General features: G+C 70.4%; 12 protein-coding genes. 2 read left to right on the top strand and 10 right to left on the bottom strand.

Translation table 11 applies throughout. The annotated features are described in order from the left end of the window. Window positions 1–13: 13 nt before the first annotated feature. The 3 genes from def to ACTJJ4_RS00350 are packed head-to-tail and all read right to left on the bottom strand — an operon-like array spanning window position 14 to window position 6,140. On the bottom strand, window positions 14–505 hold the full coding sequence (gene def / locus ACTJJ4_RS00360) for a peptide deformylase (protein WP_440941556.1): 492 nt from the start codon (window positions 503–505) through the stop codon (window positions 14–16). Then, window positions 505–2,688, bottom strand: coding sequence for a nucleotide-binding protein (locus tag ACTJJ4_RS00355; protein WP_440941555.1), 2,184 nt, complete (start codon window positions 2,686–2,688; stop codon window positions 505–507). Before ACTJJ4_RS00355 ends, def begins: the two co-directional genes overlap by 1 nt. 44 nt (window positions 2,689–2,732) lie before the next feature. Further along, window positions 2,733–6,140, bottom strand: coding sequence for a pyruvate carboxylase (locus tag ACTJJ4_RS00350; RefSeq protein ID WP_440941554.1), 3,408 nt, complete (start codon window positions 6,138–6,140; stop codon window positions 2,733–2,735). 160 nt (window positions 6,141–6,300) lie between these two features. Here ACTJJ4_RS00350 and ACTJJ4_RS00345 point away from each other — a divergent pair, with 160 nt between their 5' ends. Continuing rightward, a complete protein-coding gene (locus tag ACTJJ4_RS00345; protein ID WP_285630067.1) occupies window positions 6,301–7,113 on the top strand; it encodes a ParA family protein in 813 nt (270 codons plus the stop codon). A 67-nt stretch (window positions 7,114–7,180) separates the two neighbouring features. Here ACTJJ4_RS00345 and ACTJJ4_RS00340 read toward each other — a convergent pair whose 3' ends face one another. The 3 genes from ACTJJ4_RS00340 to ACTJJ4_RS00330 all read right to left on the bottom strand — a co-directional run bounded on the left by ACTJJ4_RS00340 (window position 7,181) and on the right by ACTJJ4_RS00330 (window position 8,998). Further along, window positions 7,181–7,726 (bottom strand): MerR family transcriptional regulator, encoded by a 546-nt coding sequence (locus ACTJJ4_RS00340; RefSeq protein WP_285630065.1) that lies wholly within the window; start codon window positions 7,724–7,726, stop codon window positions 7,181–7,183. Between the two features lie 100 nt (window positions 7,727–7,826). Continuing rightward, complete coding sequence (ftsR, locus tag ACTJJ4_RS00335) at window positions 7,827–8,516, bottom strand: transcriptional regulator FtsR (RefSeq protein ID WP_440941553.1); 690 nt, start codon at window positions 8,514–8,516, stop codon at window positions 7,827–7,829. Next, on the bottom strand, window positions 8,516–8,998 hold the full coding sequence (locus ACTJJ4_RS00330) for an FHA domain-containing protein (protein ID WP_440941552.1): 483 nt from the start codon (window positions 8,996–8,998) through the stop codon (window positions 8,516–8,518). The genes ftsR and ACTJJ4_RS00330 overlap by 1 nt, the downstream gene beginning before the upstream one ends. Before the next feature lie 122 nt (window positions 8,999–9,120). On the opposite strand from ACTJJ4_RS00330, the gene lpdA reads away from it, so the two are divergent. Next, entirely contained in the window at window positions 9,121–10,518 is a 1,398-nt protein-coding gene (gene lpdA / locus ACTJJ4_RS00325) for a dihydrolipoyl dehydrogenase (RefSeq protein WP_440941551.1), read from the top strand. A gap of 77 nt (window positions 10,519–10,595) precedes the next feature. Here lpdA and ACTJJ4_RS00320 read toward each other — a convergent pair whose 3' ends face one another. The 4 genes from ACTJJ4_RS00320 to ACTJJ4_RS00305 all read right to left on the bottom strand — a co-directional run bounded on the left by ACTJJ4_RS00320 (window position 10,596) and on the right by ACTJJ4_RS00305 (window position 12,304). Further along, window positions 10,596–11,216: a CYTH domain-containing protein gene (locus ACTJJ4_RS00320; protein WP_440941550.1), complete on the bottom strand. Its 621-nt coding sequence runs from the start codon at window positions 11,214–11,216 to the stop codon at window positions 10,596–10,598. Then, window positions 11,209–11,424 (bottom strand): response regulator, encoded by a 216-nt coding sequence (locus ACTJJ4_RS00315; protein ID WP_440941549.1) that lies wholly within the window; start codon window positions 11,422–11,424, stop codon window positions 11,209–11,211. The genes ACTJJ4_RS00320 and ACTJJ4_RS00315 overlap by 8 nt, the downstream gene beginning before the upstream one ends. A 54-nt stretch (window positions 11,425–11,478) precedes the next feature. After that, window positions 11,479–11,949: a prepilin peptidase gene (locus tag ACTJJ4_RS00310; protein ID WP_440941548.1), complete on the bottom strand. Its 471-nt coding sequence runs from the start codon at window positions 11,947–11,949 to the stop codon at window positions 11,479–11,481. A 64-nt stretch (window positions 11,950–12,013) separates the two neighbouring features. Then, window positions 12,014–12,304 (bottom strand): DUF1905 domain-containing protein, encoded by a 291-nt coding sequence (locus ACTJJ4_RS00305; protein ID WP_440941547.1) that lies wholly within the window; start codon window positions 12,302–12,304, stop codon window positions 12,014–12,016. Window positions 12,305–12,358 lie beyond the last annotated feature (54 nt).

Below are 12,358 nucleotides of genomic sequence, written 5' to 3'. Positions count from 1 at the left end.
ATCTGCATCCGAGTCAGAACCAGTCGCTCTCGCGCACCTGCCGCATCGCGGTCTTCCGGGTCTCCCCCTGGAGCCTGCCCAGGTACACCATGCCGTCCAGGTGGTCGGTCTCGTGCTGCAGGGCCTGGGCGAGCAGCCCCTCCCCCTCCAGCACGACCGGGTTGCCGTCCAGGTCGATGCCCTCGACCCGGGCCCACGGGTGACGGGGCGTGTCGTGCCACAGGCCGGGCACCGACAGGCATCCCTCCCCGATCTCGACCGCCTCGCCGCGCACCTCGACCAGCACCGGATTGATGACGTAGCCGATGTCGCCGTCGATGTTGTAGCTGAACGCGCGCAGCGCGACGCCGATCTGGTTCGCGGCGACGCCTGCGCGGCCGGGCAGCTCGACGGTGTCGACGAGGTCGGTGATCAGGGCGCGCACGCCGTCGTCGATCTGCTCGATCGGGGCGCACACCTGGCGCAGCACGGGGTCGCCGTAGAGGCGGATCTCGCGGACGGCCATCAGGCGGCCTTCACCCGCAGGCCCTCGACGAGCGTGGCCGCGATCTCGCGGGCCGCACGCCGGGTCTCGGGCTGCAGGCTGGCGAAGTCGATGGGTCCGCCGCCGGCGATCTGAGGATCGTACGGGATGCGCAGCACGTGCTTCGCCCGGGTGGAGAAGTGCGCCTCGAGCTCGCTCAGGCGCACGAGCGGGGTGCCGGGCGTCGACTGGTTCAGCACCACGATGGCCTCGCGCGCGAGCTGCGCGTGGCCGTTCGTCTCCAGCCAGGTCAGCGTCTCCGACGCCAGCCGGGCCTCATCGACGCTGAGCCCGGAGACGACGACGATCTGGTCGGCCAGGTCGAGCGTGGCCCCCATCACGGAGTGCACGATGCCGGTGCCCGAGTCGGTCAGGACCAGCGAGTAGTACTGCGCCGCCACCGCCGCGACGTCACGGTAGTCCGCGTCGCCGAAGGCCTCCGAGACGCGCGGATCGGCGTCGGAGGCGAGCACGTCCAGCCGGGTGTGGTCTCGCGCGACCAGCGCGGAGATGTCGTGGAAGCCGCGGATGTCGTGCTGCGCCCGCACGAGATCGCGCACCGACTTGGTGTGGCCGCCGACCACGCGCTCCGCGAGCGTTCCGCGATCGGGGTTGGCGTCCACGGCGATGACGCGGTCGTCACGGGCATCCGCCAGCGCCATGCCGAGCAGTGCGGTGACGGTGGTCTTGCCGACCCCGCCCTTGCGCGACAGCACCGGCACGAAACGCGCGGTGCCGGACATCGGCGCGGCGATGCGCGCGCTGAGCATCTTGCGCTCGCGCGCCTTGCGGCTGTCGCCGACGTTGATGCGCCCGCCGGAGACGGCGTACAGCAGGTGGCTCCACGTGCCCTCCGGCTCCGGCTTGGTGATCCGGGAGGGGTCGAGCAGGCGGTCGGCCGTGAGCAGGTCGGCGCTCTCCCGGCCGGCGTCGCCCAGGTCGTCCAGGCGCTTGGAGGTGAGGGCGACCTCGGCCGCGGGCCGGGTCGGCACGGAGGCGGGCCGGGGCGGCACGGAGTCCGTCCGGGCGATCTCGGATGCTGCGGGCTTCGCGTCGTCAGTCGCCACGGGGCGGTTCTCCTCTGTCGTCTCGGCTGCCGCCGGACGGGTCTCCGTCTTGGTCAGGGGGCGCGTGGGCGACATCGCCTCGCGCAGTTCGGCCTTGGCTGCGGCGACGGCCGATTCCAGGGTGGCGAGCTCCGAGGCGTCGGTCTCCGCGCTCTGCACCGGGCTCGGTGCGGACTCATCGACGGATGCGGGACTCGCAGCGGTCTCGACGGGCTCCGATCCCGCCTCATCGATCTGCGGCTCGGACTTCGTGGACGGCACGGGCTGCTCGGGCTTCGCCGCGGTCTCTGACGTCGCAACCTGCTCGGGCGTCGCGACGGAGACACCCTCGGCGACGGGTGCGGCCTCCGCAGCGGCCGGTGCCGCTTCGTCGAGCTGCGACCCGCTCTTCGACTGCTCGGCCTTCTTCTTCGACTTAGCGGGCTTGCGCACCGCCTTCCGGCCTCGCGCAGCGGTCACAGGCGGGAGGAGCACGGGCTCCGGACGGATGCCCGGCTTGGGCGCGGGTACCGGTGCGGCCTCCCCCGCAACGGCGTCCGCCTCGGTCACGGGCTCGACATCGGCATCCGTGAGGTTCTCCACGGCAGCATCCGCCACGGTCTCGACACCGTCGGCCTCCGCGCCGGCTGTGTCCGCGCCGTCGGTCGCCGCGCCGGCGGCGTCGGGCACGACGTCCGCGTCGACGATGTCATCGGCATCCGCCACGGCGTCACCCGGCTCGATGACGGGGTCGTCCGTCTCCATCACGAGCTCGGTGACGATCTCCGGGTCGACGGGAGCTGCGTCGCCGGTCTCAGCCGCGGCCGGCAGCTCCTCGGCGGGCAGCTCGATGACGATCTCGGGCGCATCCCGGCTGATGCGGGCGAGCACGTCGGCGTCGGCGACGGCGGAGGTGTCGATGATGAGGTCGGACACGACCTCACCGCCGATCACCTCGTCGTCGACGAGATCGTCGTCCTCGCCGCCGGTCGGCAGCGCCACGCTGACCTGTGCCGTGCCCTCGTGCAGGCCGAACGCGATCGTGTCCGACGACGCGGTGTCGTCGAGCACGCCCAGCGAATCGTCCCCCTCGGGATCCACGTTGTTCTTCGGCGTCACGGTACCAACTCCAAGCTCCGGCGCGGATGGGCGCCCGCCCAAGGTTAGTGCGAGGGACGGACCACGACCAAAAGATCACCGGCGTCGACCTGCTGGGTCTGGTCGATCGCGAGCCGCTCCACCACACCGTCGACCGACGTCGTGATGGCCGCCTCCATCTTCATCGCCTCGATCGACGCGACCGCATCGCCGGCCTTCACGACCGCGCCCTCCTCGACCTTCAGCGTGACCGCGCCGGAGAACGGCGCGGCGATCTGGCCCGGCTTGGAGGTGTCCGCCTTCTCGGTCTCGTGGGCGTCGACGACGATCGAGCGATCGCGCACGGACACCGGCCGCAGCTGACCGTTCAGCGTCGTCATGACGGTGCGCACGCCCTTCGGGTCCGCCTCGCCGATCGCCTCGAGCCCGACGTACAGTCGCACGCCTCGTTCGATCTCGACCGCGTGCTCGACGCCGGGGACGAGTCCGTAGAGGTAGTCGGAGGTGTCCAGCACCGACAGGTCGCCGAACTCCTCGCGGTTCTGCCGGAAGATCTTCGTGGGCGCGGGGAACAGCAGCTCGTTGAGCATCCCGCGGCGCTCCGCTGACGTGCCGTCGAGAGCCGCCTGCTGGGCGTCCGTGATGGGCGTGATCCCCGTCTTCGCGGCGCGGCCCGCGAGCACCTTGCTGCGGAACGGCTCCGGCCATCCGCCGGGCAGGTCGCCCAGCTCACCGGCCATGAACCCGACGACGGAGTCCGGGATGTCGTAGCGCTCCGGGTTCGCGGCGAAGTCGGCGGGGTCCGCCTTGACCGCTGCGAGGTGCAGCGCCAGGTCTCCGACCACCTTGGAGGACGGAGTCACCTTCGGCACGCGGCCGAGGATGTCGTTCGCCGCGGCGTACATGTCCTCGATGAGCTCGAAGTCGTCGGCCAGCCCCAGCGCGATGGCCTGCTGACGCAGGTTCGACAGCTGCCCGCCGGGGATCTCGTGGTGGTACACGCGCCCGGTGGGGCTCGGCAGGCCCGACTCGAACGGGCGGTACAGGTGACGCATCGCCTCCCAGTACGGCTCCAGGTCCGATGCCGCCTGAAGATCGATGCCGGTGTCGCGCTCGGTGTGCGCGAGCGCCGCGATCAGCGCCGACAGGGACGGCTGGCTGGTGGTGCCCGACATCGGCGCGGACGCCACGTCCACGGCATCCGCTCCGGCTCCGCTCGCAGCGAGCAGGGTCGCCAGCTGGCCGCCGGCGGTGTCGTGCGTGTGCACGTGCACGGGCTGGTCGAACCGCTCGCGCAGCGCCGTCACGAGCTTCGCGGCCGCTGCAGGACGCAGCAGACCGGCCATGTCCTTGATGCCGATCACGTGCGCGCCCGCGTCCACGATCTGTTCGGCGAGGCGCAGGTAGTAGTCCAGCGTGTACAGGTCCTCGGCGGGATCGAGCAGGTCACCCGTGTAGCAGAGCGCCGCCTCCGCGACCGCGGTGCCGGTGCCCAGTACCGCGTCGATCGCGGGGCGCATCTGGGACACGTCGTTGAGCGCGTCGAAGATGCGGAAGATGTCCACGCCTGTCGCGGCGGCCTCGCGCACGAACGCGTCGGTCACCTCTGTGGGGTAGGGCGTGTACCCGACGGTGTTGCGCCCGCGCAGCAGCATCTGGATGTTGATGTTCGGCAGCGCCGTGCGCAGTGCCGCCAGTCGCTCCCACGGGTCCTCGCCGAGGAAGCGCAGTGCGACGTCGTAGGTCGCGCCGCCCCAGGCCTCCACCGAGAGCAGCTGCGGGGTCATGCGGGCGACGTACGGCGCCACCGCGACGAGATCGCTGGTGCGCACGCGCGTGGCCAGCAGTGACTGGTGCGCGTCGCGGAACGTCGTCTCGGTGACGGCGAGTGCCTTCTGCTCGCGCAGCGCCGCCGCGAAGCCGGCCGGGCCCAGCTCCTGCAGCCGCTGGCGCGAGCCCGCGGGAGGCTCGACGCCGAGGTCGAGCGCGGGGAGCTTGTGCGCGGGCGGCAGGGCCAGCGGGTTCTCGCCGTTGGGCTTGTTCACCGTGACGTCCACGAGCCACCGCAGGATCTTCGATCCGCGGTCCTTCGAGACCCGCCCGCGCAGCAGCTCGGGACGCTCGTCGATGAACGAGGTGGACAGGTCGCCCGCCGCGAAGGAGGGGTCGTCCAGCACGGCCTGCAGGAAGGGGATGTTCGTCGACACGCCGCGGATGCGGAACTCGGCCAGTGCGCGTCGTGCGCGGGAGACCGCACTGTTGAACGAGCGCCCGCGACAGGTCAGCTTGGAGAGCATCGAGTCGAAGTAGGGGCTGATCTGGGAGCCCGCAGCCGTGGTCCCGCCGTCGAGACGGATGCCGGCGCCGCCCGGCGAGCGGTAGGTGGTGATCTTCCCCGTGTCCGGCCGGAAGCCCTGCGTCGGGTCCTCGGTCGTGATGCGGCACTGCAGCGCGGCGCCGCGCAGCTGGATGTCGTCCTGCTCGAGATCGAGATCGGCGAGGGTCGCGCCGTTCGCGATCTGCATCTGCGCACGGACGAGGTCGACGTCGGTGACCTCCTCGGTCACCGTGTGCTCGACCTGGATGCGGGGGTTCATCTCGATGAAGACGACCTCCCCCGTGCGGGGTCCGGCCGTCTCGAGCAAGAACTCGACCGTTCCCGCGTTCTGGTAGCCGATCGACCGCGCGAACGCGATCGCATGACGATGCAGGTCGCTGCGGGTCTTCTCGTCGAGGTTCGGCGCGGGGGCGATCTCGATCACCTTCTGGTGTCGGCGCTGCACCGAGCAGTCCCGCTCGAACAGGTGCACGGTGTTCCCCTGACCGTCGGCCAGGATCTGCACCTCGATGTGCCGGGGGCGCAGCACCGCCTGCTCCAGGAACATCCGCGAATCGCCGAACGCGGCCCCCGCCTCGCGCATGGCCTCGGCCAGCGCCGGCGCGAGCTCGCCCTTGGTCTCCACACGGCGCATTCCGCGGCCGCCGCCTCCGGCGACGGCCTTCGCGAACAGCGGGAACCCGATCTCGTCGGACTGCGCGACCAGCGCCTCGACGTCGTCGGATGCCTCGGTCGAGCGCAGCACGGGGACGCCGGCCTCCACCGCGTGCCGCTTGGCCTCCACCTTGTTGCCCGCCATCTCGAGCACCTGCGCGGGCGGACCGATGAAGGTGATGCCCGCCGCGGCGGCCTTCTCGGCCAGCTCGGGGTTCTCGGAGAGGAATCCGTAGCCCGGGTAGATCGCATCGGCACCGGCGTCGAGCGCCACGGCGATGATCCCGTCCACGTCGAGGTAGGCCTGGACGGGGTGTCCGCGCTCGCCGATCTCGTACGCCTCGTCCGCCTTCAGCCGGTGCAGCGAGCCCCGGTCCTCATACGGGAACACGGCGACGGTCCGAGCCCCCACCTCGTACGCCGCGCGGAATGCGCGGATCGCGATCTCACCACGGTTGGCCACCAGGATCTTCTGGAACATGCACACCTCTTCTGAGGTCGTCGCGCGCCGGATGCCGCGCGCGGAGCGGAGGCTGAGTGTGTCCCCACACTAACGTGTGCCGCACCTCGACTCCGCCATGTGAAGCCGACCTGCGGGGCACGGAGGAGACTCACGGCAACGGCACGGTAACGTGTAGGTCGTGCACGTACTCAGCGTCAGCTCCCTCAAGGGAGGCGTCGGCAAGACGACCGTGACCCTCGGTCTCGCTTCCGCCGCCTTCGCCCGCGGCATCCGTACTCTCGTGGTCGACCTCGACCCGCAGTCGGATGTCTCCACGGGCATGGACATCCAGATCGCCGGCCGACTGAACATCGCCGACGTCTTGGAGAACCCCAAGGAGAAGGTGGTCCGCCAGGCGATCACCACCAGCGGCTGGGCGAAGGTGCACCCGGGCACGATCGATCTGCTGATCGGTAGCCCGTCCGCGATCAACTTCGACGGCCCGCACCCCAGCGTGCGCGACGTCTGGAAGCTCGAGGAGGCGCTGGCCACCGTCGAGAGCGAGTACGACCTCGTCCTGATCGACTGCGCGCCGTCGCTGAACGCCCTCACCCGCACCGCGTGGGCCGCGAGCGACCGCGTCATGGTCGTCACCGAGCCCGGCCTGTTCTCGGTCGCCGCCGCCGACCGCGCACTGCGCGCCATCGAGGAGATCCGTCGGGGTCTCTCCCCTCGCCTGCAGCCCCTCGGCATCGTCGTCAACCGCGTGCGTCCGCAGTCCATCGAGCACCAGTTCCGCATCAAGGAGCTCCGCGACATGTTCGGCCCGCTCGTGCTGGCGCCTCAGCTGCCCGAGCGCACCTCTCTGCAGCAGGCGCAGGGTGCCGCCAAGCCGCTGCACATCTGGCCGGGCGACTCCGCTCAGGAGCTCGCGGCCGACTTCGACCAGCTGCTGGACCGCATCATCCGCGCCGGCCGCGTCGCCGTGCCGGAGGCCGGCGCGCAGGCCTGACGCTCACCACGCGGCACAAAGCGAAACGCACTCCCTCGGGAGTGCGTTTCCTCGTCTCAGGGGCGGTTCACGCCGTGCGCTTGGAGCGCCGTGCGGCGAGCTCGTCGACCGGGTCCGGAGCCGTCGGGTCGAACTCGACGAGGGTGGACTCCACCTCGCGCAGCACCTTGCCCACGGCGATGCCGAACACTCCCTGACCACGGCTGACCAGGTCGATGACCTCGTCGTTCGAGGTGCACAGGTAGACCGAGGCGCCGTCGCTCATCAGCGTGGTGCCCGCCAGGTCGCGGATGCCGGCGGCCCGCAGCTGCTCGACCGCGGTGCGGATCTGCTGCAGCGAGATGCCCGTGTCCAGGAGCCGCTTCACCAGCTTGAGCACGAGGATGTCCCGGAAGCCGTAGAGGCGCTGGGAGCCGGAGCCGGATGCGCCGCGCACGGTGGGGACGACCAGTTCGGTGCGCGCCCAGTAGTCCAGCTGGCGGTACGTGATGCCCGCTGCCCGCGCGGCGACCGCCCCGCGGTAGCCGACCTCGTCATCCATGGCGGGAAGGCCGTCCGTGAAGAGGAGCTCGGTCACGAACCGCGGGTCGCCTGTCAGCTCATCCGCATTCATACGTCTGTCCTCTCCTGAACGAATACCTCAACGCTAGGGCCTCACCCCGGCACCGGCAATGACATCCGCACCGCGCCGAAGGTGTGTCGCAACCGGTTCGTTACGAAAGCGCGCGATCGAGCGCCTGACGCACCATGAGGCTGCGCACCTCGTCGATGCGCGTGGCCAGCTCGGGGGCCAGCTCCGCGGCCCGCCCGCGGGATGCGGCATCCGTGCGCCGCAGCAGAGTCGACAGCGCCGACTCGATCAGCGCCGCCTCGCGCTCGGCGTTCTGGCGCAGGCTGCGCAGGTGCCGCGGCTCGATGCCGTGGCGGGCGAGCGCGACCAGACCGGAGAGCAGGGAGGCGACCTCCTCGCCGTAGGACTCCGACGCCGAGATGAGCCCGGCGCTGATGGAGTCGTTCAGCAGCTGCGCGGTCGCGCCGGTGCGCGCCAGCAGCTCGTCACGGCGATGCCGGCGCGCGGGCGGGGTGATCGAGCGGGGCACGATGTCGGCCCAGCCCTGCCCCTTGGCCTCGGCCTCGTCGAGCTGCTCGCGGATCACGCTGAGCGGGAGGTAGTGGTCGCGCTGCAGCGTGAGCGCGGTGCGCAGGCGTTCGACGTCGTGAGCCGAGAACTTCCGGTACCCGGACTCCGTGCGGGACGGGGTGACGATGCCCTGCACCTCGAGGAAGCGGAGCTTGCTCGAGGTCAGCTGCGAGAACTCGGGCGTGAGCCGGGCCAGGACCTGGCCGATGCTGAGGAGCCCAGAGGGCGCGGAGCGCTCCCGGGCGGCGCCGGCCGCCGCCATCAGGCGTTCGCCGCCGCGAGGTCGATCGGGGATGCGAAGAAGTTCATCCGGAACTTGCCGATGCGCAGCTCGTAGCCGTTGGCCAGCTCGCTGCGGTCGACCCGCTCGCCGTTCACATAGGTGCCGTTGAGGGAGCGCTGGTCGATGATCTCGAAGGCGCCGCCCGCACGGGTGATCTCGGCGTGACGGCGCGACACGGTCACGTCGTCGAAGAAGATGTCGGCCTCGGGGTGCCGGCCGACGGTCGTCACGTCCGCGTCGAGAAGGTAGCGGGCCCCGGCGAGAGCGCCGGCGCGCACCAGCAGCAGCGCGGAGCCTGCAGGCAGGGCGGCGATGGCCGCGCTCTCCGCCTCGGTCAGATCCGCACCGAACGGCACGAAGGACAGGTCGGACTCATGGCCGAACGTCTGCGTCACGTCGTGCCGCACTTCGCCATTGCGGTGGATCGCGCCTCCGGCGCCGATCGTGCTGTCGTCTGTCACGGGGCTCCCTCCTCCGGTCCTTCAGCCTATCTGATGCGATCGGGTGCTCGGGAGGGCGATCTGCGTCGCGATCCGGTCGCGCGACCGCTCCCGCGCACGGCGCAGACGATAGGCTTGGTGACATGCCACATTACGATGTCGTCATCCTCGGCGCGGGCCCTGGCGGCTACGTCGCCGCCGTCCGCAGCGCGCAGCTCGGCCTGTCCACCGCCATCATCGAGGAGAAGTACTGGGGAGGGATCTGCCTCAACGTGGGCTGCATCCCCTCGAAGTCGCTCCTGAAGAACGCGGAGATCGCGCACACGTTCAACCACAAGGCCGAGTTCTTCGGCATCTCGGGTGACGTGCACTTCGACTTCGGTGCGGCGTTCGACCGCAGCCGTACGGTGGCGAACACCCACGTCAAGGGCATCCACTTCCTGATGAAGAAGAACAAGGTCACCGAGTACGACGGCCGCGGCACCTTCACCGGCCCGAAGGCGATCTCGGTCGCCAAGTCGGACGGCACGACCGAAGAGGTCACCTTCGACAACGTCATCATCGCCACCGGTTCGACGGTGCGCCTGCTTCCGGGCGTACAGCTGAGCGAGAACGTCGTCACCTTCGAGGAGCAGATCCTCACCCGCGACCTGCCCGAGTCCATCGTCATCGTCGGCGCCGGCGCCATCGGCATGGAGTTCGGCTACGTGCTGTCGAACTACGGCGTGAAGGTCACGATCATCGAGTTCCTCGACCGCGCCCTCCCGAACGAGGACGTGGAGGTCTCCAAGGAGATCCAGAAGCAGTACAAGAAGCTCGGCGTCGACATCCTCACCTCCACCGCGGTGAAGACCGTCACCGACAACGGCTCCTCCGTGCACGTCACCTACGAGACGCGCGACGGCCAGCCCGGTGAGATCACCGCCGGCAAGGTGCTCATGTCCGTCGGCTTCGCGCCGAACGTGAACGGCTACGGCCTGGAGAACACCGGCGTCAAGCTCACCGAGCGCGGCGCGATCGACATCGACGACCACATGCGCACGAACGTCGAGGGCATCTACGCCATCGGCGACGTGACCGCCAAGCTGCAGCTGGCCCACGTGGCCGAGGCGCAGGCGGTCGTGGCCGCCGAGACCATCGGCAAGGCCGAGACCCAGACGCTGGGCGACTACCGGATGATGCCGCGCGCCACGTTCTGCCAGCCGCAGGTCGCCAGCTTCGGTCTCACCGAGGAGCAGGCGCGCGCGGAGGGTCGCGAGATCAAGGTCGCGAAGTTCCCGTTCAGCGCCAACGGCAAGGCCAACGGCCTGGGCGAGCCGGTCGGCTTCGTCAAGCTGATCGCGGATGCCGAGCACCTCGAGCTCATCGGCGGCCACCTGATCGGACCGGACGTCTCCGAGCTCCTCCCCGAGCTGACGCTCGCGCAGAAGTGGGACCTCACCGCTCTCGAGGCCGCGCGCAACGTGCACACCCACCCGACCCTGTCGGAGGCCCTGCAGGAGGGCTTCCACGGCCTCGCGGGGCACATGATCAACCTCTGAGCTCCACACGACGAGAGCCCGGGCGTGCGTGAGCACGACCCGGGCTCTCGTGGTTCCGGGGCGGATGCCGTCTGGTCTCAGAACCCGAGGGCGCGGGCGAGCTTGGAGCCGGACGACGGCGGACGACCGCCGGCGGCGAGCACCGCCTGCTCGACGGCCGCGAAGAACGCCTCGCGTCCCTGCTCGTCGGCTGGCGCCGCCTGCCCGAGCTCCATCTCCCACTCCCGCCACACGCGCTGCGTGCCGGTCGTCAGATCCGTGGCGCGCACGCGGTCGTCGACGAACTCGGCGATCACACCGCCCTCGCCCTCCAGGTGGTACGCCGTCCGGGTGTTCTCGATGCGGGCGATCTGCACCAGTTCGTCCGAGGTCCACTGGGCGACCGTCTCGGCCACGGCATCCGGCATCCGACCGTCCTCGTCCAGCGGCCAGCCGAGCTCCACCCGGCCATCGCCCTGACGCGGGCCCTTGACGTGCCAGCCGGCATCCGGTCCCCCGGTGCGCCGGCGCAGCGCGAATCCGCGCTGCGCGAGAGCGCGGTCAGAGGTGTCGAGGTAGCGCGCGTCGAGCTCACGCAGCTCGCCCTCGCTCACCGCGGTCACGCCGGGGACGCTCGTCCAGTCCGGCAGCGCCGTGTCGGCATCCGCGTCGTACTTGCGCTCGATCTCGACCGAGCGGGACGGAGCGGAATCAGACATCGGCCGGGTTGATGTCCTCTAGGGACTCGACGTACCAGAAGTCGATCTCGGTGGGCCCGTCGGTCGTTCCGGTGTTCTGCGGCTCGCCACGACGGCTGTAGACGATCTGCGTCTCGCTGTAGGGCAGGATCAGCCTGTCGTCCGTATCGTCGCCGAGCGGGAGGATCTGCCCGTCGAGCGGGCCGCCGTGGAGTCGTGCGAGTGCCATGTGCTCAGAGTAGCCCCCTGCGGGGACAACGCGGCGAGGCCCGTCCGCCCGTCGTCAGGTCGCCGCGATCGCGAGCGCCGCGCCGAGGATCATCCACGGCCCGAAGGCGATGCGGGTGGAGCGGTCCGCCCGCTTCAGCATCATGAGCACGATCGCGAACACGGCGCCCAGCACGAAGGCCGCCGCCGCACCGAGCAGCAGCGTCCACCAGCCGTGCCAGGCGAGCACCACCCCGATCACGGCGGCGAGCTTCACATCGCCGCCGCCCATCCCCTGCTTCGATCCGAGGTGCATCAGGGCGTAGAAGACGCCGAGGGCGAGTCCGCCGAGCAGGGCGCGCAGCATCCGTCCGGCATCCCCCGTGGCGACCCCCTCGAGGATCAGCAGCACGATCAGCGCGCCGAGCACGGGCAGCACGATGCGGTTGGGCAGCCTATGCTCGCGGACGTCGATGACGACGAGCCACAGCCCCACGCCGGCCAGCGCGAGGTGCACGAGCAGCACGACGACGGCGTGGAGGGTCATGCTGGAAGGCTAGGCGAATCCGCCGAGGCCCGCCGATGCCCTGTGGACAACCGGGCGACGGGCCTCAGACCTCGAGGATGTCGAGATCGACCAGGACAACGCCGCCCTCCTCGATCCCCTGCGCATCGCGCACCTGCTTCTTCAGCGGCAGCACGAACGCCGTCCCGCTGAAGAAGATCGAGGTGTCCCAGCCGGTCAGGCCGATCCTCGCTCTCACGCGCAGCGAACCGAAGCCGCGCGGCGGTGCGGGCAGCTCGCGGATCTCGAGGGAGAGGTCCTCGGGCAGCGTCGCGAAGAACCACGAATCCACCCGCGCACTCCAGCGCGTGACCTCGCTCTCGAACTCGATCCGCATGGGTCCAGCGTAGACGAGACGGCCGACTCGGCGATGTCGGATGTGCGATCTACG

Origin of the sequence: Microbacterium sp. 22195 (assembly GCF_052056515.1) — a bacterium.
In the GTDB taxonomy this organism is placed as follows: Bacteria; Actinomycetota; Actinomycetes; order Actinomycetales; family Microbacteriaceae; genus Microbacterium.
The sequence above is the reverse complement of the archived record's forward strand: the minus strand, read 5'-3'. Positions and strand labels throughout refer to the sequence as shown.